The organism is Mycobacterium bourgelatii, from assembly GCF_010723575.1.
GTDB lineage: Bacteria > Actinomycetota > Actinomycetes > Mycobacteriales > Mycobacteriaceae > Mycobacterium > Mycobacterium bourgelatii.
The window spans coordinates 812,893-838,493 of record NZ_BLKZ01000001.1; the positions used below are offsets into that span (position 1 = coordinate 812,893).

General features: G+C 65.3%; 23 protein-coding genes and 1 pseudogene. 10 read left to right on the forward strand and 14 right to left on the reverse strand.

All coding sequences use genetic code 11. The features are described 5' to 3' along the window. Positions 1–425 precede the first annotated feature (425 nt). A pseudogene (locus G6N68_RS03800) lies at positions 426–632 on the forward strand (adenylate/guanylate cyclase domain-containing protein); the annotation flags it as partial. A gap of 191 nt (positions 633–823) precedes the next feature. Then, the gene (locus G6N68_RS03805) at positions 824–2,098 is read left to right on the forward strand and encodes a cytochrome P450 (protein ID WP_163708059.1); all 1,275 of its coding nucleotides are present in this window, start codon (positions 824–826) and stop codon (positions 2,096–2,098) included. Between the two features lie 30 nt (positions 2,099–2,128). Here G6N68_RS03805 and G6N68_RS03810 read toward each other — a convergent pair whose 3' ends face one another. Both G6N68_RS03810 and G6N68_RS03815 read right to left on the reverse strand, forming a co-directional pair. Next, positions 2,129–2,719 (reverse strand): cysteine hydrolase family protein, encoded by a 591-nt coding sequence (locus G6N68_RS03810; RefSeq protein ID WP_163708062.1) that lies wholly within the window; start codon positions 2,717–2,719, stop codon positions 2,129–2,131. A 16-nt stretch (positions 2,720–2,735) separates the two neighbouring features. Then, complete coding sequence (locus G6N68_RS03815) at positions 2,736–3,425, reverse strand: winged helix-turn-helix transcriptional regulator (RefSeq protein ID WP_163708065.1); 690 nt, start codon at positions 3,423–3,425, stop codon at positions 2,736–2,738. A 135-nt stretch (positions 3,426–3,560) separates the two neighbouring features. Here G6N68_RS03815 and G6N68_RS03820 point away from each other — a divergent pair, with 135 nt between their 5' ends. Continuing rightward, positions 3,561–3,986, forward strand: a complete 426-nt coding sequence (locus G6N68_RS03820) for a rhodanese-like domain-containing protein (RefSeq protein WP_163708068.1) — start codon at positions 3,561–3,563, stop codon at positions 3,984–3,986. A 7-nt stretch (positions 3,987–3,993) separates the two neighbouring features. Here G6N68_RS03820 and G6N68_RS03825 read toward each other — a convergent pair whose 3' ends face one another. The 8 genes from G6N68_RS03825 to G6N68_RS03860 form a co-directional block, all read right to left on the reverse strand. Next, entirely contained in the window at positions 3,994–4,509 is a 516-nt protein-coding gene (locus G6N68_RS03825) for a hypothetical protein (RefSeq protein WP_163708071.1), read from the reverse strand. Between the two features lie 113 nt (positions 4,510–4,622). Next, the gene (locus G6N68_RS03830) at positions 4,623–5,648 is read right to left on the reverse strand and encodes a spirocyclase AveC family protein (RefSeq protein ID WP_163708075.1); all 1,026 of its coding nucleotides are present in this window, start codon (positions 5,646–5,648) and stop codon (positions 4,623–4,625) included. Continuing rightward, positions 5,645–6,649 (reverse strand): LLM class flavin-dependent oxidoreductase, encoded by a 1,005-nt coding sequence (locus tag G6N68_RS03835; RefSeq protein WP_163708079.1) that lies wholly within the window; start codon positions 6,647–6,649, stop codon positions 5,645–5,647. Before G6N68_RS03835 ends, G6N68_RS03830 begins: the two co-directional genes overlap by 4 nt. Next, entirely contained in the window at positions 6,646–8,187 is a 1,542-nt protein-coding gene (locus tag G6N68_RS03840) for a class I adenylate-forming enzyme family protein (RefSeq protein ID WP_240355360.1), read from the reverse strand. The genes G6N68_RS03835 and G6N68_RS03840 overlap by 4 nt, the downstream gene beginning before the upstream one ends. Beyond that, entirely contained in the window at positions 8,184–9,581 is a 1,398-nt protein-coding gene (locus G6N68_RS03845) for a phosphotransferase family protein (protein WP_163708085.1), read from the reverse strand. The genes G6N68_RS03840 and G6N68_RS03845 overlap by 4 nt, the downstream gene beginning before the upstream one ends. Continuing rightward, positions 9,578–10,420 carry an enoyl-CoA hydratase/isomerase family protein gene (locus tag G6N68_RS03850; protein ID WP_240355361.1) on the reverse strand — a complete coding sequence of 281 codons (843 nt, stop codon included), beginning with the start codon at positions 10,418–10,420 and terminating at the stop codon, positions 9,578–9,580. The genes G6N68_RS03845 and G6N68_RS03850 overlap by 4 nt, the downstream gene beginning before the upstream one ends. After that, a complete protein-coding gene (locus G6N68_RS03855; RefSeq protein ID WP_163708088.1) occupies positions 10,417–11,688 on the reverse strand; it encodes an FAS1-like dehydratase domain-containing protein in 1,272 nt (423 codons plus the stop codon). The genes G6N68_RS03850 and G6N68_RS03855 overlap by 4 nt, the downstream gene beginning before the upstream one ends. A 1-nt stretch (position 11,689) precedes the next feature. Continuing rightward, positions 11,690–12,913: a cytochrome P450 family protein gene (locus G6N68_RS03860; protein WP_163708093.1), complete on the reverse strand. Its 1,224-nt coding sequence runs from the start codon at positions 12,911–12,913 to the stop codon at positions 11,690–11,692. Positions 12,914–12,984: 71 nt separating this feature from the next. Between G6N68_RS03860 and G6N68_RS03865 the strand changes: the two genes are divergently transcribed. The 5 genes from G6N68_RS03865 (at position 12,985) to G6N68_RS03885 (ending at position 19,320) form a co-directional block, all read left to right on the forward strand. Further along, entirely contained in the window at positions 12,985–13,785 is an 801-nt protein-coding gene (locus tag G6N68_RS03865; protein WP_163708095.1) for an enoyl-CoA hydratase/isomerase family protein, read from the forward strand. 4 nt (positions 13,786–13,789) lie between these two features. Then, the gene (locus G6N68_RS03870; RefSeq protein ID WP_163708097.1) at positions 13,790–15,223 is read left to right on the forward strand and encodes a FadR/GntR family transcriptional regulator; all 1,434 of its coding nucleotides are present in this window, start codon (positions 13,790–13,792) and stop codon (positions 15,221–15,223) included. 81 nt (positions 15,224–15,304) lie between these two features. Beyond that, entirely contained in the window at positions 15,305–16,873 is a 1,569-nt protein-coding gene (locus G6N68_RS03875; RefSeq protein ID WP_163708100.1) for an AMP-binding protein, read from the forward strand. Positions 16,874–16,928: 55 nt separating this feature from the next. Then, a complete protein-coding gene (locus G6N68_RS03880; protein WP_240355362.1) occupies positions 16,929–18,089 on the forward strand; it encodes a DUF7064 domain-containing protein in 1,161 nt (386 codons plus the stop codon). Positions 18,090–18,105: 16 nt separating this feature from the next. Then, positions 18,106–19,320, forward strand: coding sequence for a CaiB/BaiF CoA transferase family protein (locus G6N68_RS03885; RefSeq protein WP_240355363.1), 1,215 nt, complete (start codon positions 18,106–18,108; stop codon positions 19,318–19,320). 11 nt (positions 19,321–19,331) lie between these two features. Here G6N68_RS03885 and G6N68_RS03890 read toward each other — a convergent pair whose 3' ends face one another. Continuing rightward, positions 19,332–20,147: a FadR/GntR family transcriptional regulator gene (locus G6N68_RS03890; protein ID WP_240355364.1), complete on the reverse strand. Its 816-nt coding sequence runs from the start codon at positions 20,145–20,147 to the stop codon at positions 19,332–19,334. 32 nt (positions 20,148–20,179) lie between these two features. On the opposite strand from G6N68_RS03890, the gene G6N68_RS03895 reads away from it, so the two are divergent. Next, the gene (locus G6N68_RS03895) at positions 20,180–21,652 is read left to right on the forward strand and encodes an aldehyde dehydrogenase family protein (protein ID WP_163708106.1); all 1,473 of its coding nucleotides are present in this window, start codon (positions 20,180–20,182) and stop codon (positions 21,650–21,652) included. A 4-nt stretch (positions 21,653–21,656) separates the two neighbouring features. Here the strand turns inward: G6N68_RS03895 and G6N68_RS03900 are convergent, their stop codons facing one another. The 3 genes from G6N68_RS03900 to G6N68_RS03910 are packed head-to-tail and all read right to left on the reverse strand — an operon-like array spanning position 21,657 to position 24,281. Further along, positions 21,657–21,923, reverse strand: coding sequence for an acyl-CoA synthase (locus G6N68_RS03900; protein ID WP_163706401.1), 267 nt, complete (start codon positions 21,921–21,923; stop codon positions 21,657–21,659). Between the two features lie 6 nt (positions 21,924–21,929). Beyond that, a complete protein-coding gene (locus G6N68_RS03905; protein WP_163708109.1) occupies positions 21,930–23,081 on the reverse strand; it encodes an amidohydrolase family protein in 1,152 nt (383 codons plus the stop codon). A 24-nt stretch (positions 23,082–23,105) separates the two neighbouring features. Then, positions 23,106–24,281 (reverse strand): acyl-CoA dehydrogenase family protein, encoded by a 1,176-nt coding sequence (locus G6N68_RS03910; RefSeq protein ID WP_163708115.1) that lies wholly within the window; start codon positions 24,279–24,281, stop codon positions 23,106–23,108. An 88-nt stretch (positions 24,282–24,369) separates the two neighbouring features. Here G6N68_RS03910 and G6N68_RS03915 point away from each other — a divergent pair, with 88 nt between their 5' ends. Continuing rightward, entirely contained in the window at positions 24,370–25,500 is a 1,131-nt protein-coding gene (locus tag G6N68_RS03915; RefSeq protein ID WP_163708117.1) for an acyl-CoA dehydrogenase family protein, read from the forward strand. Positions 25,501–25,601 lie beyond the last annotated feature (101 nt).

The window sequence follows — 25,601 nt, forward strand, 5'->3', positions numbered from 1 at the left end:
CGGCTACTGGCGAATCGCGGGCTCGCCCGTCCTGACGCGGGCACTGCCCAACCGATACTGGGACCGGCAGGGCCTCATCACGTTTCACCACGCCTGGGCCAGATTCCACACGACCTAGCGAACCGCCGGATGCGAGGCCCGCACGTCCGGTGGTGTGAGAGGGGGCCGGTCAACCCGGCCCCCTACTCGATTCTGGGCGGAGCGCGCGGCGTCAGGTCGACGGGTGTCTTGACCGCGTTCATTCACGTTGCCGTAACGGGCCAAATGGGGAACGGCGACGGGATCACCAACAGCCTCAGTTCGGCGCTACCGACGTTTAACTTCGCTGCATGGATCGCATCTGGCAGTGGGCGTGGGACCGGTACGGGGCGAGATACTCGTGGGCGATCTGTGCAATCACGTTCGCCGTGGTTCTGCCGGTCTAGGCCAACACGGCCGAGGACACCGTCGCGCGGCTCAACGAGTTGTTCGAGATCGTGGTGCCCGCCGTCCTGGGGGTCGGTGGGCAAGGAAACAAGTTCCTCGGTGACGGTGCGTTGGCCGTTTTCGGTGCGCCCAACGCCCTCGCGGATCATGCCGGCGCCGCGCTGCCGCCTGATGTCCAACGAAAAGCCTTGTACCCGAAGCGATTTGATCCGCCGTATACGAGACAGATGGTCGTCGGTTCTAAAGGCCGGCGCGGCTTTGCCACTCGCGTTCAGCCTGGTCATTTCGCCGCGGCGGGCCAGCCCATCAATCGTCATTTTCACTGCGGTCATTTTCCTTGTTAATTGCGGGACCAACCGTTACGGTCCGATCTGTAATCGTGTCGGAGGCGTGGCGCATGGCTGTGACGGAAACCGTTCGATTCACTGGCGCCGCGGTAAAGGCCTTCGGCGGGTCCATCCGGGCCAACAGCAGGGGGATCCGTGCCCGCCGATTAGCGCGGAACGGGGCGGCGATCACCGCCTACGACCCGCTCGACCCTTCGACCGCGGCCCATCCGCACGATGCCTACCGCCAACTGCATGAGGGCAGTCGCGTGCAGTACAACCCGAAGCGGGCGGTGTGGATCCTGAGCCGTCTCGACGACGTCCGGCGAGCGCTTCGTGACGCTAGCGCTGACGGGCCAGCCCGGGTCAGGGTCCGTGCGCCGATCCTGGTCTCGACCGACGGTGAGAAACACGCGAAGCTGCGCCGCCAGGCGATGCCCGCGTTCACCAAGGCGGCGTTGGAAAGTTGGCGTCTGACAATCGATCAGCTCGCGGCGGAGACGGTGCGCGACGTTCTTGAAAATCCCGGTTGCGATGTCGTGCAGCGGTTGGCGGTGCCGGTTCCGGTGCGTCTCATCGCACAGCTGTTAGGTATCCCCGACACGGATGTCGCAGATTTCCGGAGGTGGTCCGAAGCGGCGACGCAGCTCACCGGTGTGGCGTTGACGGCCGAGGGTGCCCGCAAATTTACGCAGATGCTCCGCGGTTCCTGGGCGATGCATCAATATTTCAGGCGGCAGTTCGCCCTCGGTGGGTTGAAGGGCTCAGGCACGATCTGCGGCCGACTGCTGGCCGAGAATGAGGCGGGCTCCCTTTCCGATTCGGAGCTGTTTCAATTTGCGATGTTGCTGCTCCTTGCGGGCAACGAGACCACCACCAATCTGCTCGGCGGGTTGTTCGCGACACTGGCTGACCACCCGGAACAGTTCGAAATGGTGCGCTCCGATACTGGACTTATCCCAATGGCGATCGAGGAAGGCCTGCGTTACCTCTCACCTGCCCAGAACGTGCATCGCACAGCGGCCCGCGATTACCAGGTGGGTGACGTAACCATTCCGGCCGGCGAGCGTGTCTTGCTCAGCATCGGTGCCGCCAATCGCGACCCAAGGGTCTTCGACCAACCCGACGAGTTTCGGGTAAACCGAAACCCCACCCAGCACATTGCCTTTGGCTTCGGTGTCCATCTGTGCATCGGCGCGCAACTCACTCGCATGGAAGCCCAAGCTGTGCTGCGGGAGTTTGTGACGCAGGCGAGTGGGATCTCGGCGGTGGGTGATACGCGCTGGTCAACCAACAGCTTGTTGCGCGGCCCGACGTGCCTGCGGGTCCGCCTCACTCCTGCCTAGAGGCCCGAGACAGCCGACGCGCTCTCGTGGTCAATCTGGGATCGCCGCCACGTCCGGAACGACGACCGCGAACAGGTCGGAGATGGCGGCCAGGCTGGCGGCCTGGATGGTTGCGGCCGACACCGTGCCCTCGACGCCCGGCAACGCCCGAGTCGCGGTTGCCGACGCGACGACGGTGGGTGCGTACCCGAGGTTGAACGCCCCGCGCGCGGTTGAATTGACGCACATGTGGGTCATGAATCCGGCAAGGATGAGGTGCGTCGCGTTCAGACCTTTGAGCCGCTCGTCGAGGTCGGTCGACACGAATGAGTTGGGATAGGACTTCACCACGACGGGTTCGTCGCCGCGGGGCGCGACCGGGGCGACGATCGCGCCCGACTCGCCTTCGATGTCGTAGAGCGAGCCCGGACCCATGTTGTGCTGGATGTGGATGACGGGCACGCCGGCGCTGCGAGCTCGGTCCAGTAGCGCGGCGGCTTCATCCAAGGCCGGCTGAACACCGTCGAGTTCCATTGTGCCGCTTGTGTATGTGTTCTGACAGTCGATGAGGATGAGTGCAGAGTCGGCTAGTCGGGGCGGTTGTCCGGGTAAGCCGGCCAGGGCCCGCAGGGTGTCAGACATATTTACCTTTCTTGAACTAGCGGCGCACCGCGGTGGCGGCCACGTCGGCGGAAAATGGGCTCAGCGCAAACCATTTGGGCAGCGCACGAGCGAGCTTGGCGGGCCCTTCGATGACGATGTCGCCATCGGCGATTGCTTGCTTCAGGTCGCGGTGACCGAACCAAATCTCATGCCATAGACGGCCACTGCCGGTCACCTGCAGGTCGACGGCGAATCCCGGATCGTGAAGGCAGACAGACACTTCGGTGTTGGTGGCCACGATCCATCCGCGTTTCACATCGCCGTCGGTGAAGTCGAACAGCATGGTGGTGCGTCCCTCGGGCAGCTGCGAGGTGATCCCGGCCCGCATGCGCCACAGCAGCAGAGCGTTGTCGACCTGTTCGGGTTGGGGCGCAGGGAACCACCAGCGCACGGTCCATCGCCCCAGGGCATAGATGACCTCATGCAGGTCTTCGCCGGCAGGCGTGAGGCGGTACTCGTGTGTCCGTCCGCTGCCGGTCGGTACGCGCTTGAGCACGCCGAGTTCTTCCAGATGACGCAAGCGGGTGGTCAGCAGGCTCCGCGACAACCCTGGAAGTCCTCGCAGGATCGCGTTGAACTGGTGGGCGCCCACCATCACCTCTCGGACGATCAACAGGCTCCAGCGGTCGGCGAGCATGCTCGCACCGATAGACACTGGGCAGTATTCGGCCGGCACCACGGACATAGCGGCGACGCTACCCGATTGTTACCGGTTCAAATCTAGTACCGGAATAGTCGTGAATTTAAACCTGTTGCTGGGCGCCTGCCGTCGTGTTGAGTGGCTGATGGCCTGCCGACAGTGCGTCCCTTGAGGAGAATTATGACCAACACAGCGACTAGTCGCACGCTCGAACTCATCTACGCGGCCCAAGCCAACCTTGACCGGCTCACACCGCAGGAGGCGGCAGCCGCGCTCGATGAGGGCGTGCTACTCATCGACACCCGCACCAGCGAAGAGCAGGCGGCTGACGGCATCATCCCCGGCGCAATCCGAGTGCCCCGCAACGCCGTCGAGGTCTTCCTCGACCCCACTCACCGCCCGCTGTTCACCCCCGAGGAGGCGGCCGAACTGCCGCCCCTGCCGCAACCGGACGACAAGATCATCGTGCTGTGCAATCTCGGACTCGCTTCAAGCCTTTCCGCCGCCTCCTTGCAGCGCATCGGGCTCAGCGGCGCCACCGACGTCGAAGGTGGCTTTCAGGCGTGGAAGGCGGCCGGACTCCCAGTCGTCGACCTGGAGTCCTAGGCGCCCGTTACTGGTGCGTCGGCTGAATGGACACGAGCCGGAACCAACCCGGCCGGGCGTCATCGGGGGTGAACCGGACCACCAGGATATTCGGGGGGAACTGGGCGGCAAGGCTATTCAGGGTACGGGGCAGGAAGGCCTTTGACTTGGCGTTGCCGTACCAGTTGGGGTCGGACGGGTCGGTAGGGAGATTGCTGACCTTGTCGAGGGTGTCGTCCCACTCTTGTACGGGAGCGGGTCGCACGTCTCCGAACCCCGCCGACTTCTGGTAGGCATCTCCTTGTCCCGCAAGGGTAATCGCCGCTCCGCCACCCACAGGGGTCCCGGTGATCGTCCCGTCGGTGACATTGTCCGTCACTGACGTCAGGCGCACGGTGCAAACGTTGTCGACGACGCTGGACGGCACGCAAAAGGCGGGTAACGGGTCAGCCTGAGCCGAGGCGATGTTCAGGACGGTTGGCAGGGCCAGGGCAGACAGGGCGGCGCAACTGGCGGCCACCGTACGGCGGTAATCGTTCGGCATTGGAATGTCCCTCCTTCTGGCCCTTAACTGTATTCGGCAACGCGCTCCCGGTCAGTTCGGTCCGGGGAGAGGGGCAATACTGTGCCGACGGGCGGTGTCGTATTGCCTGACCGTCAGGGCCGCGGCGCGCAGGGTGGATTCGGCGCGATTCCGCACATGTCGTGGTGCAGATAGCTCGGCACCCGCTCGGCGGGTTGGGTGTCCGCGTGCTGGTTGACCAGGTTGAAACCCAACATGAACACCATCATGATCAGGTTGAATACCGCGGTCAGCGCCAGGATCCGCACCAGCGGCACCGTGCGCTTGTTGCGCAGGTTATCGATGCCGATGTCGCTGATCATCCGTCCCTGTCCGTCCCGGAAGCAGTAGATGGCGATGGACAACACACTGACCACCCCGCCGAAGAAAACCCCCTCGTACAACGGGAACTGGTACAGGGTGCCGGGGAAGATTGACCAATCACCGTCGACGCGGAGGTAGGTCCACAGCCTGACCCGGTGGAAAAACTGTTCCAGGGCGATGTCCAGCACGATGAACAGCACCAGCATCGCCGCGATGACCCCCGCCCGGTTCAGGCGTGGAACGGCCTTTCGCATCCGCACGATGAGCGTGTCGATACCCATGATCGCCAGCGGCGTCAGCACGATATAGCTGGCCAGGAAATAGATGATCGGCTGTGGGTTCTCGGCTCCCTTGCTCACCCAGCCGGGAATGAATTCCCCCCAGGTGCCCATGTTGAAAAAGGCGCTGTTATAGGCGAATACCGGGCGCGTGGCATTGACGCCGACATCCTGCCAGGCGGCCAGCAGCCAGGCGACCACGAATACACCGACAGCGGGGAACTCCCCGTCGCGACGTGTCTTGCGGATGATCCACCACACCAGACCGACACCCGCGGCGACGCAGCCTATCTCCCAGAACCGGACCCAGAAGATGGCCGAACCGGGGACCGGATCGGGCCCGCTCGGCATCGGGGTGAACCTGTCGGAGAAGATCCAGCGCAGGTACACGTACACCTGGAACACCACGAACACGCCACCCAGGCGGGCAAGCCAGACGATCGGCGGCGAGTCCTTCGCGCCGTCAAACAGCCCGGTGTGGTCCTCGACCTCGGTGCGGGTGTTCTGATCTGCGGTCACTGGAACACTCCCATCTCCGAAACAACCGCCAGGACGTTCGCGCAATAGTTCGCCCGACGCCGTGAGCTCACCAGAAACGCCGGCGGGGAGAGGATTGCGAGCTCCGGAAGGCGCCGCCGATTCGACAGCATTTCCCTGGCCTGGCCGGCGTCTCCGCACACCGCCATCGACCACAACATCTCCTCACTCACGTGATTGCCCAGCTTGCGGGGGTCGCCGGAGGCGAACTCCCGGCGGATCGCGGCGACCTCGTCCTGCCAGCCGTGCAACGTCACCAACGAGTCGTAGGTCTTGACGGTGAGATAGAACGCGATCTGACGTCTGGCGTCCTCGATCGCTCGCTGCGGATCAGCGTCGTCGATCGCGGTGATCACCCACCCCCACCGCAGCAGTCCCGCACTGTCGCGCCGCTCGCGTTCGGCGCCGAGCCGTAGCTGTGGATCCACCACCTCGTTCCACCACCGGTCGGTGAACAGGCCATGACCCAGCACCCCGTCGGCGACGGCACCGGCGGTGCGAATCATGTGGATGTTGAACGCACCCAACAGGATCGGTATGTCAATGGGTCCCATGACGGGCGCTTGGATGCGGGCGTTCACGGTGTAGAACTCCCCGTCGAACGTGATCCGCTGATAGTCCTCCGCCGTCAGAAAGGCTCGGATGCAGCTGACCAACTCCCTCATCCGGGGCGCCGGGTGGCTGGAGTCCACGCCGAACCAATCGCGATTCATCCGCCCCGTGCCAGCGCCCAGTCCGAGAAAGACCCGACCCCGGGCGATCTTGTTCAGGTGCCGGGCCGCGGCGGCGTGCACGAACGGCGATCGAGCGAACGCGTAGGCGATACCCGGTCCTATCCGGGCCGCCGTCGTGGCGTGCGCCATCTCCGAAGCCGTCACATACGCACTGGCATCGACAAATTCACCGGCGCAGAACGCCGTCGCTCCCGCCTCCTCGCATTGTTGTGCGAGAACCGTTCCCGGCCAAGGCATTCCCCATTTCATCGGCTGTTCAGTTGCTCCCTGAGTACATGTTTTTGGACCTTGCCGCTGGCCGTCCGGGGTAATTCGGGGACCACGACGACGCGCTCCGGCGTCTTATGCCGGGCCAGACCGCACTCCCTGAAATGGCGGGCAGCGTCGGCCACTTCGAAGCGCTGCCCGGCATTGACCACGACGAAGACGCACACCCGTTCGCCGTACACTTCGTCGACCGCGCCCACGGCGGCCGCCTCGGCGATGGCGGGATGGCTGCTCAGCACGTCTTCGACCTCTTTGGACGAAATGTTCTCGCCGCCACGGACGATGATGTCCTTCTTGCGGTCGGTGATGGTGAGATAGCCGTCGGCATCGAGTCGCCCGACGTCCCCGGTGCGGAACCAGCCATCGAGCATGCTGTCCCGGTTGTGTCGATGATCGGTGTAACCACAGAACAACTCGGGTCCGCGGGTGAGGATTTCACCGGCCACACCGGTTGCCACGTCGGCACCGTCGTCGCCGACGATCCTGATGGCGGTTCCGGGCGTGATCCGGCCGTCGGTGTCGGCGCGCTTGTCCAGCGGATCCTCGGGTCGCCCGGAACTGATGGTCGGATGCTCGGAGGACCCGTAGCAGCGGAACGCCCCGACCCCGAACCGGGCCGCGCGACGGATCAGCGTGCCGGCCACCCCGGCCGCGCCGGTGACGTACTCGCTCAAGCTGGACAAATCGAGCCCGTCGCGCTCGGCCACATCGAGAATGCCGTTGAGGTGGATCGGTGCGCCGGCGGAGACGCCGACGGAGTGGCGTGCGATGAGCCGGGCGGCCCGTTCGGCGTTCCAGGAATCCAGAGCGATGGTGGTGCCCGCCCGGCAGAACAACCGCAGGATGCCCAGGGTGCCGGCGATGTGCCCGGACGGAAACACCGTCAGCGTAGTGAGATTCGCTCTCGCCGAGCGCAGTTCGTCCATCGACCGCATCTCACCGAGTAGGCTGGCGTGGCTGTGCTGCACACCCTTGGGTTCGGCGGTGGTTCCGGAGGTGTACACCAGCAGGCACCGGTCGCGGGGGTCCGCCGGCGTCACCGGATCGAAGTCGGTTGCCACAGAGTCGGCCAGTTCGGCGTAGTCGACCGTGCCTGGCAGTGGGTCGCCCACCAGAACGAAGTGGTCGAGGCCCGGAACCGGGGCCAACGCGGCGAGCGCGGGAGCGGCATCGCGTTTGCCTGCCGTCCGGGCCAGTATCACGGCCCTGGCCTGGGCGCGTCGGGTGATGAACTCCAGTTCTGCCGGTCCGTAGCTGGGCACTATCGGCAGCACCACGGCGCCGCACAGCCAGATCGCGGCATGTGCGGTGAAGCACTCACGCCAGTTCGGCAGCTGCACCGCCACCACGTCACCCGGTCGCACTCCGAGCGCCGCCAGACCCGCTGCCACGCGGCAACTTTCGTCGACCAGGTCACCCAGGCTGGCCGAATCGCACCGGACGTCGCTGTGTACCACCACCCGCTTGTCTCGGAAACTAGCCGCGGCGCCGAGGATTTCGCCGGGGATGTGCTGGGTCAACATCGGGCTGTGGCGGGGACGTTGCCGGGATGTGTGAGCGGTGGCCAAGTGCGGCGACTCAATGCGCCCGAGGCCGTACGGGTCAGGTAGTCATCGCGTTTGATGCCGCGCCAGAGTTGTGCGACGTAGTCCCGTTGGTCGATCTCGCCGCGCCCGGCCAGCTCCGCGAGTGCCGCGCGGCCCTCCGATACCGAAGCCGGCGTCGACCCCAGGAAGGTGGCGAGTTCGGCGGTCTCCTGGGCATCGATGATCGGTCCGATCCGATCGACCTCGGCGAGGTACTTCACCAGCCGCGCCGCACCCTTGATGTAGCGCAACGCCAGCCCGTCCGTGGCCCGCTCGGCGGCACTGGCCATGGCCGCCGCGGCCGCGTCGTAGACCGCGGCGTATTCCGACCGGTGATCGGCGTCGGGAAAGTCCACGTGGACTTCGGGGATGCCGACGACGTGGGCCAGTGCCTCGACCAGCAGCCGACGGTGCAGCATGCCGTAGATCAGCCGATTGCCCGCATCCGGTGAGCCGGCCGGCGCCGAAGCCCGCACGTCGATGCTGCCCGGACTCACCGAGGCGAGTCGAGTTTCGGCGAACAACCGGTAGTACCAGACCCGCTGCGGGTCGATGCGGTGGCCGGAAGCTCGCTCGTACTCGGCGAGCCGGGCGGGAAAATCGGTGAAGGTGTCCTGCACCGTTCGCAGTGACAACCAGGCGATGTCGTCCATCGGGTCACCGAAGTGCGCCAGCTCCCAGTCCACAATCGCGGTGACCGCGCCGTCGGCGTACATGAAATTGCCCGGGCCGGTGTCGCCTTGCACCAGCACCGTCGGCCCGTCGTAGTCGGGCACATTCCGCTCCAGCCAGTCGATGCAGAACCGCAACAACGGCGCGGGCTTTCCACCTGCGTCCACCCGGCGCCGCATCGCGGCGATCTCGGCGCGGACGTGTCCGTCGACCGGACCCGCCGGCCCCAGGCTGGGGATTTGCAAGCGCCGGGCGTCGATCCGGTGCAGCACAGCCAATTTGGCGATGAAGTCTTGCGCGGTGCGGACCTGTTCGTCGGGGTCGGCGATCAGCCGAAACCAGGTCTCCCCGTCAACCCGCTGCAGCAGCACCGCCTGAATTTCCGGATGGGCCGCCACGACCCGGGGTACCGTCACACCGTGGCGGTGCAGTTCCGCCATGATCTCGGCCTCGACCTGCAGCCGATGAAATGCACCGCCAGGCTGTGGTTCTCGCGGGTCGTACCGCAAGAACAAGGCTTGATCATCGGCATCCACGAACCACGCCTGGCGGCTCGCGCCGCCGGGCACCTGCTTGACCTCGATCCGCTCGGCGCCCGTCGTCTCGGCGATCCAATCCTTGACGTCGGCGGGTATCTCGCGACGCGTCCTGGTCACCGCTTGCTCGCCTTCGCCGCAGCCAGCCATGCCTTGACTGCATCCCGATGCTCCTGAGTGAGTCCGGTGCGCACCATCCGCTCACTTTCGAGCAGCAGCGCATCGGCTAGCGGCAGCCGTTGTGCGTCAGAAACATTGGCTTTGGTGGCGGCGTAAGCATAGGTCGGGCCGGCGGCGATCTCGCTGGCCCAGCGCAACGCCTCGCCCGGCAGGTCGGCGTCGTCCACCACCCGATTGAACAGCCCCAGCCGCAGCCCGGCATTTGCGTCGATGGCCTGGTCGGCGATCAGTAACTCCAGCGCCTTCGCCGGGCCAACCAACCGTGTCAAAAACCAGGCCCCACCGAAATCGCCCGAGAACGCCAGCTTCGACCACCCGGGGATCAGCCGGGCCGAGGTGGCGGCGATCCGCAGGTCGGCGGCCAGCGCGATGCTCATACCCGCGCCGACGGCCGCGCCCGGCAACGCCGCGATCGTCACTTTCGGCATCTCGTGCAGCAGTGTGACCATGCGTGCGTTGTCGGCCAACAGTGTGCTACGAGCGGCGATTTGGGCTTCTTGGGCTTCCGAGCCGCCGGTCCCGGTAACCGCCTTGGCCGACCCGCCGTCACGCACATCGCCGCCGGCGCAGAATGCCTGCCCCGCTCCGGTGATCACCACGGCGCCGACGCCGTCGTCGGCGGCGAACCGCTCCAACAGGCGGGGCACCGCCTCGTACATCTCGTTGTGCAGGGCGTTGCGGCGCTGCGGCCGGTTCAAGGCGACGACTCCGACACCGTCGACCACCGCCGCCAGCACCATCTCGGTACCGGTATCGAGGTGGGCGCCGGCCGGGATCACCGCTTGGTTCCGCGGGCCAATTCGTTGTGCCGTGCCATCATTGCGGCGGCCTTGCGGCGTAGTGCCGGATCCGGCTCGGGAAGCACCACCGGACCGAACTCCCGGCTCGGCAGCGCCACCGTCGCGGTGGCCGGTGCGGTGACCTCGCCACGCTGGTTGGTCGCCCGGAATTCGACATCGACGACGCCGTTACCGTTTTCGACGCGTTTGCCGACCACCTCGCCGGTGATGAACTGGGTGTCGCCGATGTAGTTGAACTTGCGCATCTCGTCGTGTTGGCGCAGCAACCAGCCGTCGTCACCCATCCAGTCGGTGAGGTAATGGGTCAGCCAGCATTCCCGCATGATGCCGTAGTCGTAAGCCATCGGGTTGCCGATCGACTGCGACCACTCGTTCTCCCAGTGCAGCCGCTGCGCCACGTCGGGGATGCCGGCGGCATTCTTGATGTAGAACTTCGGCACCCGCTGGCGGTTCTTGTATCCGACTCGGGCACCGCCGATTCCGTATGGTCCGAAGCCGTATCCGCCGGCGTGGAAGCAGATCATGTCGGTCAGCGTCAGCGGGCCCTTGACCATGCGCGGAAGCTGCTCGCCGACCCGGACGTCCTCGTAGTAGCGCGGCTCGGCGCCCCGCGGACCCTCGGCCGCGTAGATCGCGTCGATCTCCGCGATCTGCTCGTCGGTATAGGTGGCCGGCTTGATGTCCATGTACTTGCCGCGCTCACGCGACTTTTTGCGTTCGGTGGCGATCAGGATCGTCCGTTCAATGGCCACGACCTCTGCGCGCTGGTTGATCCGCACCACGCGCCGGACCCGGATGACCGAGCGGCCGGCGAACTCACTGTTCTTTTCCTCGATCGACTCCAGACCACCGAACCCGTACAGTTCATCACCCGGGCGCACCGGCTGGTACCACTCCGTGTGTTGGCCGGACACGAAGATGTGGATGCCGGAGAACAATCCCCGGGTGGCCTTGCGGATGTCCTCGGGAATCTTGTCGCCCAACATCTTTTTCGACAGCGCCGAGTGGATCATCGGCGGGGCGATGGGGCCGCCCCAGCGGGTTCGCGCTGCGTAACTGGGGTCGACGAACAGTGGGTTGTCGTCGCCGTAGCCGATCGCAAACTGACGAATCGCGTCGACGCTCAATTGGCGGTGATGCTCGTCGATGCTGATCGGGGCGTCGAGGCCGAGTAGCAGCTTGGCACGTTCGATGTCCTCGTCCTTGATGGCGTGGTCGAAGTCCCGGGCTTCCTCGGTCTGTGTCATGTCAGTACATCCGTATCGGTAGTTCGGTCAGGCCTCGAAGCGACACCGTGGGCTTGTAGCGCAAGCTCTCTCGCGGTGCCGTCAATTCCCAGTTGGGGAAGCGTTCCAGCAGCGTGGCCAACGCGGCACGGCCCTCCAGCCGCGCCAACTGATGGCCCAAGCAGTAGTGGATCCCGAACGCAAAAGCCAGGTGTTTGTTGGGCTTTCGGGTCAGGTCGAGCGCATCGGGGTTGTCGAACACCGCCTCATCCCGGTTGGCCGAAACGATCGAGCCGACCACCTGTGAACCGCGGGGGATCGGGACCCCGCGGATCTCCAGATCCTCCGTCGCCAGCCGGGTGGCGCCGTCGGCGACCGGGGAGGTGAACCGCAGCAGTTCCTCCAGCCCGGTGGTCTCCAACAATTCTGGCTGCTCACGCAGCAAAGCTTGTTGGTCGGGATGCTCGATCAGGGCCAGCACGCTGCTGCCGATCAGGTTGGCGGTGGTGTCATGTCCCGCCAGCAGCAGTAGGAAGACCATGGCGATGGTCTCCTTGTGACTGAGCCGGTCGCCGCCCTCGTTGGCGCGCACGAGTTCTGAGATCAGTCCATCGTCCGGGCGCAGGCGGCGTTCTTCGACCAGTGCCTCGAAGAGCTTGACGAGTTTTCGTGCGGTGGCGAATCCGCGCAACGTGTTGGACTCCGAACTGACCTTCTCGACCAGCATTTGGAACCGGTCGCGGTCCTCGTCGGCGACCCCGAGCATGCTGGCGATAACGGCAAGAGGCAACTTGACCGCGAACTCGTGGACCAGGTCCACATCCCGCTTGGCCTTGACTTCGTCGGCGAGCCGGTCGGCGATCGCGGCGATCTCGGGCGTCATCGCGCGGACAAACCTGGGGGTGAAAGCCTTGTGCACCAACGTGCGTAGCCGTTTGTGATCCGGATCGTCCTTGAACACCATGGTCTGCGTCAGCATCCGGATGGTGGGCGGCAGCAGCCAGATGAACTTGCCGACCGAGGTGTACTTGACGACATCGGTCGAGAACCGCTCATCGCTGTGGATCGTTACGACATCGTCGTACCGGGCCAGCAGGTATCCACCTTTGCCATGCAACAGCAGCGAAGCCGTCGCCCAGGACACCGGGGCGTGTGCCCTCAGGTACGCAAGCCGGGCGAACGGGTCGTCGAGCATCTCGCGACTGTCCAACGCGGTTTTCGGCATGGCCGCAATGACTTTTGACATGGTTGCTCGGCTGCCTATTTCGACTTCCTCGTGTCTGTGGCTCGGCTCCGTTTATTAGTACACTGATTTCTATGATTTCCGCTACCCCAGACACGCTTGAGGCCATCGAGTTCGATGTCGAGGAGCACGTCGCCACCATTACGTTGGCCCGCCCGGACGCGATGAATGCGATCAACGCCCGGATGGCCCACGAGCTCGCCTGGGCATGGCAAACCGTGCGAGACACCGACGACATCCATGTCGCCGTCGTACGGGCCGCCGGTGATCGCGCCTTCTGTACCGGAGTCGACGTCAAAGGGGATGGCAACTGGTTCTTCCGGACCAATATTTGGAACACATTCGACCCGGGCACCGTGGTGGCCCCGAAGATCGTGCACCGGTGTTGGAAGCCCGTGGTCACGGCGGTACACGGGTATGCGGCCGGGGGTGCTCAGTATCTGCTCAACGAGTCCGACATCATCATCTGTTCGCGGGACGCCGCCTTCTTCGACCCGCACGCCAACGCCTCGATCGTCTCGGCGCTGGAACCCATCGGCATGCTGCACCGCGGAATACCCCTCGGCGAGGTGCTGCGCTGGGCTCTGATGGGCACCGAGGAACGGATCTCGGCCGACACCGCGCTGCGGATCGGGTTGGTGTCAGAAGTCGTCAGCCGCGAAGAACTGTGGCCGCGGGCGCACGAGATCGCGAGTTCGATCGCCGCGCGCAATCCCAAGGCGATCCAGGGCACCATCCGCGCGATATGGGAATCTCTTGACATGACGCGGTCGGCCGCACTGCAGAACGGCATGGCCTACACCCATATCGGTAATCCGCCACTGGCCGAGCGGCGGGCGGCTCCCCGGCGTAACGGACCCGCTTCCTACCGGTGACCGGGTGAATCCACAGCTGATCGCGCCGCGCGTCGATTCGCGTCGCGCCAAACTCGCCGGGCGCGCCGCTGAGCAGATCGTCGCCGACGTGATCGAGCTGGGTTGGCCGGTGGGCCAGGTGCTGGGTTCTGAGGCCGAACTGTTGGAACGCTACGGGGTCAGCCGGGCGGTGCTGCGCGAGGCGATCCGGCTGGTCGAACACCAGCGTGTGGCGCGGATGCGACGCGGCACCGGCGGCGGCCTGGTCATCGACGCGCCGGATATCGATGCGGTAATCGGGCCGGCCATCATCTACCTGCTGCGCATCGGCGCCACCCTCGACGAGGTCGCCGACACTCGAATTCTGTTGGAGGAGTTGGCGGCCGAGATCGCTTCGCAGCGGGTCAAAGAATCCGACATCGCCGGGATCCGCCGTACCATCGAGCGGGAATCGTCCGGAAACATCTCCAACTACCGGCTGCTGCATTCCCAAGTGGCAACGCTGACCGGCAACCCGGTGCTCGAACTGTTCGTCGAAACGTTCGCCCGATTGACCAACTTCTACTTCGATGACACCGCCGCCCTGCCGAAGGATATCGACCAGGAGATCGCGCGAGCCCACGCAGGCATCGCTAAAGCGATCCTGAGCAACAACCCGGGCCTGGCCCGCGATCGGATGCAGCGCCACCTGCGTGCCGAGGCTGACTTCATCCGGGCGCATCCGGCCGCATCGCAACGGCTCGACCCGGCGGTAGCGCTGTCGGGAACGCTCGGCGACAAGCGGGGCGAGGCCCTGGCCCGCCAGTTGTGCACCCACATCGTCAGCTCCGGCGCCACCCCGGGGAGCTTCATCGGCTCCGAGGCGACGTTGATGGGCGAGCATCGCGCCAGCCGGGCCGTGGTGCGCGAGGCGATCCGGATTCTGGAGTACCACCAGATCGCGTTGACCCGCCGCGGGCCCGGGGGAGGCCTGTTCGTCGCCGAACCGGACATCTCCGCGCTGACCGACATCATCACGATTTATCTGCGGCGTCGCGGGGTGCGCTTGCGCGACATCGCCGACCTTCGCATCGGTTTGGAGTTGGCGGTGGTCGAGCGGGCCGCGGCAGCGTTGCGCGCCCGTCCAGAAGATGCTGAATTGCTCGAGCGGTCACTGCGCCGCGAGTCCGAGCATGGCCTCGCTCTGGCCTTCGACCACGGCGAGGATTTCCACTCGGCGCTAGCCGCCATCACCGGCAACCGGGTCCTGCAATTGGCGCACCGCGTCACCATGCGGTTGGGCTGGCAGTTCTTCTCGCAGCTGGCCGCCAGCGACCCGGCGGTGGGTGCGATGTCCAGGCCGTCGAAGATCGAGCCGGCTCACCAAGGCGTCATCGACGCACTGGTCACCGGGGACACCGAATTGGCCGTGATGCGAATGCGTACGCACATGACCGAGACCTCGGCACCCAAGCACTGACCGGGCGGTCACCGCGTGCGCCCTTTCCGCTACCTGAGAGTTCAGGATACTGTTCTATCTAATAGAGCACCGGGAGGTGGGATGCGACATCCGTGGGACCGACGCCTTGGCGTGTGGTGGATCGCAGAGGATCACCCCGAGGCGCCGGCCATCGTCGCCTCGCCCAGCGGTCGCACACTGACCTTCGGCGAACTGGCCGCCGCCGCGCATCAGGTGGCAAACGCACTGCGCGCAAACGGACTTGGCGATGAGGCGGTGGTGGCTTACGCGCTGCCCAATGATGTTGACGCGCTCATCTGGCAGCTGGCCACCAACGAGATCGGACTGCGTTATCTCACCCTGAACACCGCCCTCTCGGCGGCCGAGTTCGCCTCGATCCTCGATCACTCCGGCGCCGCCGTCCTGGTCACCCATGCCGCCTACCTGGACCGGTTCGCCGCGGTCCCCGACAACATCCGGCTCCGCATTGTCGTCGGCGACGACGCGGAAGTGCCGGCCGGCTTCATTGCGGAGCGCGATCTGTTGGTCGGGCATCCGACGACGGCGCCCGCCGGGCGCAAGCAGGGGGACGCCATCCGTTACTCCTCGGGCACCACCGGCAAACCCAAAGGCATCGTGCGGCCTCTCGATGGCCGCGATCCGTCCGTTGCGGCAAATTCGATGTCAATCTTCGGCCGCGCCTTCGACTTTCGGCCCTTCGAGGGCGCGCACCTAGTGTCGACTGCCATGTACCACGCCGGATGCCAGAGCTTCTATCTCGGCGCTCTCAATGTCGGTCAGCCGCTGGCGATCCTGGGCCGGTTCGATCCCGAGCAGACGCTGGCCGCCATCGAACGGCACGCGGTGAGCACCGCCTACATGGTGCCCACCCAGTTCGTCCGCATGCTCAAGCTGCCCGCCGACGTCCGCGACAAGTACGACCTGAGCAGCCTGCATTCGGTGGTTCATTCCGCTGCCCCGTGCCCGCTGCAGGTCAAGAAGGACATGATGGCCTGGTGGGGGCCGGTCATCTGGGAAACCTACGGGGGTACCGAGGGGGCCGCCACCATCGCCAAGCCGTACCGCTGGCTGCAGAAGCCAGGGACCGTCGGTCGGCCGGTGCGCGGAATGCGCGTCAAAATCCTCGATGACGAAGGGAATCCGTTGCCGCCCAACGCGGTCGGCAACGTGTACCTGGAACGACTGGACGGCGCCCGGTTCGAATACCGCAATGACGCCGAACTCACGGCCTCGGTACACCGCGGCGCCGCCTTCACCCTCGGCGACCTCGGCTACCTCGACGAGGATGGTTACCTGTTCATCTGCGACCGCGCCAAGGACATGATCATCAGCGGCGGGGTGAACATCTATCCCGCCGAGGTCGAGGGCGTGCTCAGCGCGCACCCCTTGGTCGCCGACGCCGCCGTCATCGGAATTCCGGACCCGGAATGGGGCGAGCAGGTCAAGGCGGTGGTCGAGTTGGTCGGCGACGCCGAACCATCGGCGGGGTTGGCCGACGACATCATCGCCCATTGCCGCGCACACCTGGCCGGTTTCAAGTGCCCACGCTCGGTGGAGTTCCAATCCGCCCTGCCCCGAACCGAATCCGGCAAACTGCTCAAGCGCGAGATTCGCGACGTCTACTGGGCCGACGCCGGTCGTCGGGTCTAGCAAGTTGAAGGTGAGTAACTACTAAATGAGTATCCTTTTAGGTTAGGATCGCGTGATGGCGCAGGTGCGCACTCCGGACAGGGCGGACGGGAGAACCGAACCGATCACCGCCGCAACTCCGTTCCTGCCGGCCGACGACGACTTCCACACACCGCCGGATGACAACCCGTTCTGGACCGAGACGACGTGGTGGTCATTCAACGTCCCGGACCGCAAGTTAGGCGGGTGGTTGCACGCCGCGTTCCACACCAACCGCGGCACCGTGACCTGGCGGGTCTACGTTTGGGACCCGAGCGGTGCGACACCGGAGCAGTTGCCTTACTGCAAGGTGGTTTCCGACGTCCCGGTCACCGATCCCACTCCGGATCTGCGTGACATCACCATCCCCGGCGGCGGCTTCAGTGTCCGGATGCTGCGGCCACTGCGTGACTACCGCATCGAATTCAACGATGCCGAAGCGGATTTCGCCGTCCGGCTGACCTACCAAGGCGTACATGAGCCACGCCGCTTCACTCCGGGCGAGCCGCCGTTCATGGAGCACACCCACCTCGACCAACTCGGTCATGTCACCGGCGAGTTGGTGTTGTCCGGACAGTCGGTTCCGATCGACTGCTATTCCATCCGGGATCGATCGTGGGCGCCACGGGGCGGGCCCCCGGCGCCGCCGCGCGAAAAGACCTCGGGCCAAACGACCGACGAGTCGACCCGGGTGCGGCATCCCGGCGGCCCGCGCTGGCGCGAGATCGAACGGGAACGTGGGCGCGGGCGAATCCAGTACATCTTCGGCCATGCCGGCGCGGACACCGGGTTCCTTGCCTTCGTCCGGGTGGCCGACGGCAACGCCGAGGGCTTCGCGCCCCTGAACCACGGGTGGCTGCTGCGCGACGGACGGTTCGAACTGCTGGACAAATCCGCCAGCCGGATGAAGAACTACCGGGACCCGGTCACCGGCTGGGGCTCCCACATGGACGTGCAGCTGCGAGATGTCACCGGACGGGCGATGGTCGCCGAAGGCATGGCGGTGAGCCACATCTGTGAGCGTGGCGGCGGCAGCACCGCGCTGATGTGCTGGGACATCGACGGCAAGGTGGGTTGGGGCGAGGACCAAGACATCTGGCATCCAAAACATTTCGCTCGCATGCATGCCGCTCTGGCGGAGCAAGCACCGCCCGCACCGCAAGTGTCACAGGTGCCGCAAGCGCCGGATCACCACTAGCCGACGGACCGAGGAGATGGGTGTGACCGGACCATTCGAGGGCGTGCGTGTCGTCGAGGTGGCGTCGTGGACATTCGTCCCGGCGGCAGGCGCCATCATGGCCGATCTCGGTGCGGAGGTGATCAAGGTCGAACCCCCGGCCGGCGACCCTCAGCGTGCCTTGCTCAACGCGATCAATGCCGACAAGTCCCTGCCCGACCCCTTTGTGCAAGTACCCAATCGGGGCAAGCGCAGCATCACGCTGGACCTGTCGCACGAGGCCGGTCTGACCACGTTGCGCCGCTTGGTCGCATCCGCCGATGTGTTTCTCACCAGCTATTTGCCCAAGGTGCGGTCCAAGCTGGGCATCGAGGCCGAGGACCTGCGCGCCGAAAACGAGCGCTTGATCTATGTCCGCGGATCCGGTTGGGGCAGTGCGGGTCCGATGGCAGACGCGGGTGGATTCGATGCCGCCGCCGCATGGTCCGCGGCAGGCATTCAGCACAAGTTGACCGCGCCCCGCGCTGCCGCACCCGCCGCGCAACCCGCGGCGTTCTTCGACCTGCAGGGTTCGAGTGCAATAGCGGGCGCCGTTGCCATGGCGCTGTTCCGGCGCGAACGCACCGGCGTCGGCGGCGTGGTCGATGTCTCGCTGTTGAACACCGGCATGTGGACCATGAGCCCCGATCTGGCCGCCAGCGCAGCGGGTATCGGCGAGTTACCTCGCACCGACCGACTGGCGGCCCCCAATCCGATCGTCAACAGTTACCGAACGTCCGACGACCGCTGGCTCAATCTGGTGTGCCTGCAGTCGGACCGGTTCTGGTCCGAGCTGTGTGTACTCGTCGGCCGACCCGACTTGGCTGACGACCCACGGTTCGGCGATGCGGTCGCCCGCTACGTCAACCGCGCGGCCTGCATCGCCGAACTGGACACCACGTTCGCCGGCCGCCCCCTCGCGGAATGGCGCGAGGTGCTGGCCGGATTTTCCGGAGTATGGTCTGCCGCCGCAACGTTCGAGGAGGTCTGCGACAACCCCCAGGTCGCCAGCAATGGATACCTGCCCACCGTCACCGGTCTCGACGGAAACACCTTCCGCCTGGTCGCCCCGCCGTATCAGTTCGATGGGAAGCCGACGACACCGGCCGGACCCGCACCCGAACTCGGGCAGCACACCGAGGAGATCCTGTTGGAGAGCGGGCTGGAGTGGGACGAGATCACCAGCATGCGAGACGACGGAGTCCTGGGCTGATGTCAGCCTGGTCAGACGTAGAGGTCGATCACCCGCTCGGTCGCCAGGTCGCCCCACAACATCTTGCGGCCGGCCCGATCCATGTGCGTGGTCCAGAACTCTCTGGCCGCGACACCATCGCGGGATTCGATGAGGCCGATGAATTTGTGGAACGCACGAACGGTCTGCTTGAATTGCTTTTCAATCTGGGCGTGACTGCTGGTCGTGGACACCACGCGCTCCATGTGCCGGGTGACTACCTCGCGCAGCACGGCTCCGATCAGGGCCACCGTGTTGTTTCCGGCTCGTTCCAGAATCAGGTCGTGGAACCGGAACGTCGCCGCCGTCCACTCGCCGAAATCGGCAGGCCCGGTGGCTTCGTTGACCAACGCCGCCAGCGCGTCCGCCGTGGCCTTGAGTTCCGCGACGTCCTCGGGTGTCGCTCGGGCGGCCAGCAGCTCGGCGGCGGCCGGTTCGAAAATCTTGCGCGCCTCGTACACATCGGCCAGCGTGGTGCCCGACATCTGCAGCAGCAGACCGAAATCCCTTGCGGCCACCGATGTTTCCGGGGAGGACACCAGTACTCCGCCGCGCGAACCACGGCGGACCACGATCAGCGATTCACTTTCCAGAATGCGAAACGCCTCGCGCAGGGTGGGGCGGGAGACGCCGAACTGCTTCACCAATTCCACCTCGGTGGGCAGCGCGTCGCCCTTGCGGAGAACACCGCGAACGATGCTGCTACGCAGTTGATCCGCGATGATCTCGGCGGTCTTGGGGGCCCGCACCAATTTCGTCGCGCTGTTCATCCGCTTCGTGGCGTCCATCAGATAAATGATCTTACTCATTTGGCTAATTCACGGATTACTGGGAGGAATGAATGACTTCGACACCGCTGATCACCCGCGAACTGTTCATCGACGGGAAGTGGACCGCCGGTGTCGGGGACGAACGTCTTGAGGTGCTCAACCCAGCGACCGAGCAGACGATCGCCGAGGTGCCTCAGGCCACCCCGGCCGACATCGACGCCGCAGTGCGCGCGGCCCGCCGCGCCTTCGACGAAGGACCGTGGCCGACCATGCGTCCGGCCGAACGGGCGAAGATCCTCGCGGCGATGGCCGACGAAATGACCCGCAGGCGTGCCGAACTGGTAGATCTGAACATCACCGAGGCCGGATCGACGCGGATGATCGCCGACTTCCTGCAGGTCGGCACGCCGATCGACCATTTCGCCGACATGGCACACCGGGTGTTGCCGCAGTTCGCCTTCGAGCAACCGGTGCCGCCGGTTTACGGTCGTGGTATCGGCCAGGGCGTGGTGGTGCGCGAACCCTACGGCGTCGCGGCGCTGATCACCGCGTTCAACTTCCCGTTCCTGCTCAACCTGGCCAAGGTCGCCCCGGCATTGGCCGCGGGCTGCACGGCCGTGCTGAAATCGTCCCCGTACACGCCGTTGGAGGCGTTGGTGCTCGGTGAGATCGCCGAAACCGCCGGGCTGCCACCGGGAACGCTCAACATCGTGACCGGCGACATCGCCGCAGGCGAAGCGTTGACTCAGCATCCGGGGGTGGACATCGTCAGCTTCACCGGGTCAGACACCGTGGGCCGCAAGGTATATGCCCAGGGAGCCGACTCGATCAAGAAGGTGGTGCTGGAGCTCGGCGGCAAGTCCGCGAACATCCTCCTCGAAGACACCGACCTCGACAAGGTGATGGAAAGCGTGCTGGGCGGCATCATCACGCACGCCGGACAGGGCTGCGCGTTGCAAACCCGCGTCCTGGTACACCAGTCGCTGCACGACGAATTGGTGGCGCGGATCGTTGGAACCCTTGGCTTCATCAGTGTCGGCGACCCGGCCGACCCCGCCACGGTGATGGGTCCACTGATCCGTGACGTGCAGCGGCAGCGGGTCGAGTCGCTGATCGCCGCCGGGGTGGCCGAGGGGGCGCAGATCGCTTTCGGCGGCGGCCGCCCCGCCCACCTGGACCGTGGATTCTTCTTGGAACCAACGCTTTTCGTTGGCGTCGACAACCGGATGCGCATCGCCCAGGAGGAATTCTTCGGACCGGTCGGCGTCGTGATTCCCTTCAGCGACGATGACGAGGCCGTTCGGATCGCCAACGACAGCCGTTACGGACTGGGCGGCGGTGTCTGGTCCGCAGACCCCCAGCGCGCCGTCGCCGTGGCCCGTCGGTTACGCACCGGCATGGTGACCATCAACGGTGGTGGCGGCGGGCTCAACCCCGCGGCCCCGTTCGGCGGCTACAAGTACAGCGGCGTGGGTCGCGAGTTCGGCGAATACGGCCTGTCGGAGTACTTGCAGCACAAGACGCTGCAGTGGCCGGTCGGTTAGCGGTTCACTCGTGCTCGATGGCGGAGCCGAATCTCCGCTGGAACGCCTCATTCGTCCCTTGTTCGTGCCGGTACCGGTCGGCGGCCACCTTCAAGACGGCGATGCGCTCTTCGATCCGGCGGATCGCATTCGGATCCGGCGGCGTCATTGCGCGCAGCCTGTCGAGTTCGTCGTACTGGGCGGCCAACTCCTCGGCCAGTCGCGCCGCGACCTCACCGAATGTCAGTAGGTCGTAGTCGTCGGTATCGGGACGCTGATCGTCGGAAGTCATTGCGAGTCAGCCGAAGTGCAGCAACTCGCGGGCGTTGAGTTCCACGATTCGATGAACGTCGTCATCGTCCACCTCAATGAGGTTCTCGGCAATGCGTTTGCGGCTGTTGGGCCAGTTCGAGTCGGAATGCGGATAATCCACCTCGACCAGGATTCGGTCGATGCCGATCGCCTCCCGTGAGTTCACACCGTGGACGTCGTCGATGAAGCAGCCCCAGATGTGTTTGCGGAAGAGGTCCGACGGGCGGTCGGTGCGGCTGATGTTCTGGTACCAGCGGTGGCGTTCCCAGGTGTAGTCCAGACGCTCCAAAAGGTAAGGTATCCAGCCAATTCCGCCTTCGGACAGCAGGAACTTCAGATTCGCGTGACGTTGCAGCATCCCCGAGAACACCAGATCGGCGGTGCTCCACATCAGGTTGGTCGAGAAGGTGGCGATCGCCACGGCGAACGGGGCGGGGTCGTCGGCGGACGGCTTGACGAACGAGAAGCCGGGGACAAATCCGCCGGAACCGAAGTGCAGGCACACCGGGATGTCAGCGGCTTCCAACGCATTCCACAGCGGTTCCCAGTGGTCGGGGTGGTGGAAGGACGGCAGTCCCAGTGGAACCGGGCTGTCCGGGAAGGACACCGCTCTGGTGCCGATCTGCGCCAATCGCTCGACTTCGGTCGCGGCCAATTGCGGGTCCCAGGTGGGCAGAATCCCCAACGGGATCAACCGGTCTGGCGCTGTCGCACACCACTCGTCGACCTGAAAGTCGTTCCAGGCCTGCACGCAGGCCAGCGCAAGTTCCTTGTCTTTCGCGCGGTGGAACACGTTGCCGCCGAAGCCGGGGAACGACGGGAAGGATAGCGCCGCGTGCACGCCGTCAATGTCCATGTCCTTGATCCGCTCGACCGGGTCGTAACACCCCGGGATCATCTCGTCGTAGCGCACTGGGTCCATTCCGTATTCTTCGGGAGGCCTGCCGGCGACGGCATTGAGTCCGAGTTGCGGAAACAGCTGTCCCTCGAAGCGCCAAACGTGGTGACCCGCAGCGGTTTCTATGATCTGCGGGCCCTGCTCGCGATGCGCCGCCGACAGCCGGTCCTGCCATACCCGCGGATGTTCGATGACGTGGTCGTCCACCGAAATGATCTTCATCCAGTCCTGTAGTGGCATGTTTCTCCTTCGATCGACGGCTGATCAGCGAGGGAGGCCCAAGGCGCGCTCGGCGATCAGGTTTCGCAGCACTTCGTTGGTCCCACCCGCGATGGTGAAGGCGCGCGCGTACAGAAAGGCGTCCTGCCACCAGCCGCTGTCCCACACGCGAGCGTCACCCTCGATCCGCACCCCGTCGTGCCCCTGTAGCTCGAGGCCGAATTCGTGCAGTGCCAGGTTGATTTCGCTGAACAGGATCTTCGACAGCGGGGCGTCGGCAGCATCACCGGTACCGTGCAGCGCGCGACTGTCGCCAAAGGCCGAAACCAACGAGTTCACCTGGACGTCAGCCGCGAAGCCGCCGATGGCCTGGCGGACGTCGTCGTGCTCGATGGCCGGGCGTCCGTCCCGCGTCACCGTGCCGGCCAATTGCACGAGTCGCTCCAGCGCACCGAACAGGGAGGCTCCGCTCCCGGCGCTGGAACGCTCGAGCGCCAGGCTGGCGGTCGTCACCGCCCAGCCCTGGTTGACCTCGCCGATGACGTGCTCGACGGGGATCCGGACGCCGTCGAGAAACACCTCGTTGAAATCGGCGGTACCGGTGATCTCGCGCAGCGGTCGTACCGTCACACCGGGGGTGGTCATGTCCAGAGCGAACGCCGTGATACCCGCGTGCTTGGGTGCGTCGGGGTCGGTTCTGGCGAGTAGGTACCCCCAGTCCGCATGGTGTGCGTTGGTTGTCCACACCTTCTGTCCATCGACGACGAATTCGTCGCCGTCCCGGCGGGCACGGGTCCGCAGACTCGCCAGATCGCTGCCCGCGTCGGGCTCGCTGAACAGCTGGCACCAGATGTGCTCTGCTGTCCGTATTTTCGGCAAGAAATAGTTCTGCTGCTCGACGGTGCCGAAGCCGATGATGGCGGCGGCGGCCAGCAGTCCGCCACCGACCGGCCCCGCCGCCCCGGCGCGGATCAGTTCGTCGGTCACGACCGACTCGTGCAGCGGGTGTGGGTCGGCCAGTCCGCCGTACGCCACCGGCCAGTGCACCCCGAGCAACTGATGCTCGAACAGCATCCTGGTCCACTTCTGTAACGCCGGAACCTCATGGGCTTCGGGCGCGCGCACACCGGTGCGCCCGTTGCGCGGCGGCGCATGTCGCGAGGCCAACTGCCGGACCCGCTCGCGTAGCTTGTCCAGTTCGTCGTCTTGCCCGAGTTCCACGCAATCCTTCCCACGACGGGACCCCATTTAACTTAATCAGTATCCTGTATATTCCCAAAGAGTTTTTCCAAATCCGAGGAGCACCCGGGTGGATTTCGAGCTCACCGATGAACAGCGAGGGCTCGTCGATTCCACTCGGTCGTTGCTGACCGCCAAGGCTCCAATCGAGCGGACTCGCAAACTCGCGGAGACCGAGCACCGGTTCGATGCCGAGCTGTGGGGGTACGGCGCCGAGCTGGGCTGGCCGGCGCTGGCAATAGCGGAGTCGGACGGCGGACTGGGGCAACAGATCATCGACCTGACCTTGGTTGCCGTCGAACTCGGACGCGCGCTGGCGTCCACCCCGTTCATACCCGTCGTGGTCGCCGCCGACGTGCTGTCCCATTCCAATCATGAGCGGAAATCGGAACTGTTGCAGTCGATCTGCGCCGGGACGCTCATCGCAACGTGGGCGTTTGCCGAGTTCGGGCAGCCATGGTCGGTCGCCGGCGTACAGACCCGTGCGGAGCCGGCAGGTGGAGGCTATGAGCTCACCGGATCCAAGGTGTCGGTGCAAGACGGTGACATCGCCCAGTTTGTCGTCGTCGATGCGGTTCTCGACAATGCACCCGCCCGGTTCCTCGTCCCGACCGACATCGCCGGCATTCATACCAGGCGACAGCAGACGCTCGATGTCACCCGCGGTTACTTCGAGGTGGACTTCGACCATGCTTCGGTGGACGCATCCGCCCTGCTCGCTCGTGGCGACTCGGCCCAGATCGGCCGTACGTTGCAGTTGATCACCGTGCTCACGTGTGCCGAGCTGGTCGGGATAGGCCAACGCTTGCTGGACATGACCACCGACTACGTCAAGAACCGGGTCCAGTTTGGGCGTCCCGTCGGAAGCTTTCAGGCCGTCAAGCACAAGTGCGCCGACATGAGAATGTGGGTGCAAGCCAGCACCGCCGCCACCTACTACGCCGCCATGGCTCTCGACGCCGAGCATCACGACACCGAGCGCCTTGTCAGCGTCGCCAAGGCGTACGTCTCTGGTGCCGTCAATCGTGTTGCCGGACAGGCACTTCAACTACATGGTGGCATCGGATTCACGTGGGAGCACGACTTGCATCTCTATCTGCGGCGCGCCCGGGTGGGTTCGATGCTTTACGGCGATGTCAGGCACCACCGCGAGCGGTTGTGTCAGATCTTGCAGTCAGGAGTACGTGACTCAAGGCCTTAAAAGCGGCACGAGCGTGGGGCTTCTGGACCCGGATCTGCCATTTCCGGTGCAAAGACCACACTTTCGGCGCGCGGTGAGGCCGTCAAATGAGCCCCCGCGGC

What these genes read in the sequence shown, in the direction of transcription:
- G6N68_RS03825 (WP_163708071.1), bottom strand. Translation starts at nt 4,509, where the DNA reads ATGCCGAACGATTACCGCCGTACGGTGGCCGCCAGTTGCGCCGCCCTG.
- G6N68_RS03810 (WP_163708062.1), bottom strand. Translation starts at nt 2,719, where the DNA reads ATGTCTGACACCCTGCGGGCCCTGGCCGGCTTACCCGGACAACCGCCC.
- G6N68_RS03855 (WP_163708088.1), bottom strand. Translation starts at nt 11,688, where the DNA reads ATGACACAGACCGAGGAAGCCCGGGACTTCGACCACGCCATCAAGGAC.
- G6N68_RS03875 (WP_163708100.1), top strand. Translation starts at nt 15,305, where the DNA reads ATGCGACATCCGTGGGACCGACGCCTTGGCGTGTGGTGGATCGCAGAG.
- G6N68_RS03820 (WP_163708068.1), top strand. Translation starts at nt 3,561, where the DNA reads ATGACCAACACAGCGACTAGTCGCACGCTCGAACTCATCTACGCGGCC.
- G6N68_RS03835 (WP_163708079.1), bottom strand. Translation starts at nt 6,649, where the DNA reads ATGAAATGGGGAATGCCTTGGCCGGGAACGGTTCTCGCACAACAATGC.
- G6N68_RS03880 (WP_240355362.1), top strand. Translation starts at nt 16,929, where the DNA reads ATGGCGCAGGTGCGCACTCCGGACAGGGCGGACGGGAGAACCGAACCG.
- G6N68_RS03905 (WP_163708109.1), bottom strand. Translation starts at nt 23,081, where the DNA reads ATGCCACTACAGGACTGGATGAAGATCATTTCGGTGGACGACCACGTC.
- G6N68_RS03860 (WP_163708093.1), bottom strand. Translation starts at nt 12,913, where the DNA reads ATGTCAAAAGTCATTGCGGCCATGCCGAAAACCGCGTTGGACAGTCGC.
- G6N68_RS03890 (WP_240355364.1), bottom strand. Translation starts at nt 20,147, where the DNA reads ATGAGTAAGATCATTTATCTGATGGACGCCACGAAGCGGATGAACAGC.
- G6N68_RS03815 (WP_163708065.1), bottom strand. Translation starts at nt 3,425, where the DNA reads ATGTCCGTGGTGCCGGCCGAATACTGCCCAGTGTCTATCGGTGCGAGC.
- G6N68_RS03900 (WP_163706401.1), bottom strand. Translation starts at nt 21,923, where the DNA reads ATGACTTCCGACGATCAGCGTCCCGATACCGACGACTACGACCTACTG.
- G6N68_RS03805 (WP_163708059.1), top strand. Translation starts at nt 824, where the DNA reads ATGGCTGTGACGGAAACCGTTCGATTCACTGGCGCCGCGGTAAAGGCC.
- G6N68_RS03885 (WP_240355363.1), top strand. Translation starts at nt 18,106, where the DNA reads ATGGGTGTGACCGGACCATTCGAGGGCGTGCGTGTCGTCGAGGTGGCG.
- G6N68_RS03865 (WP_163708095.1), top strand. Translation starts at nt 12,985, where the DNA reads ATGATTTCCGCTACCCCAGACACGCTTGAGGCCATCGAGTTCGATGTC.
- G6N68_RS03895 (WP_163708106.1), top strand. Translation starts at nt 20,180, where the DNA reads ATGACTTCGACACCGCTGATCACCCGCGAACTGTTCATCGACGGGAAG.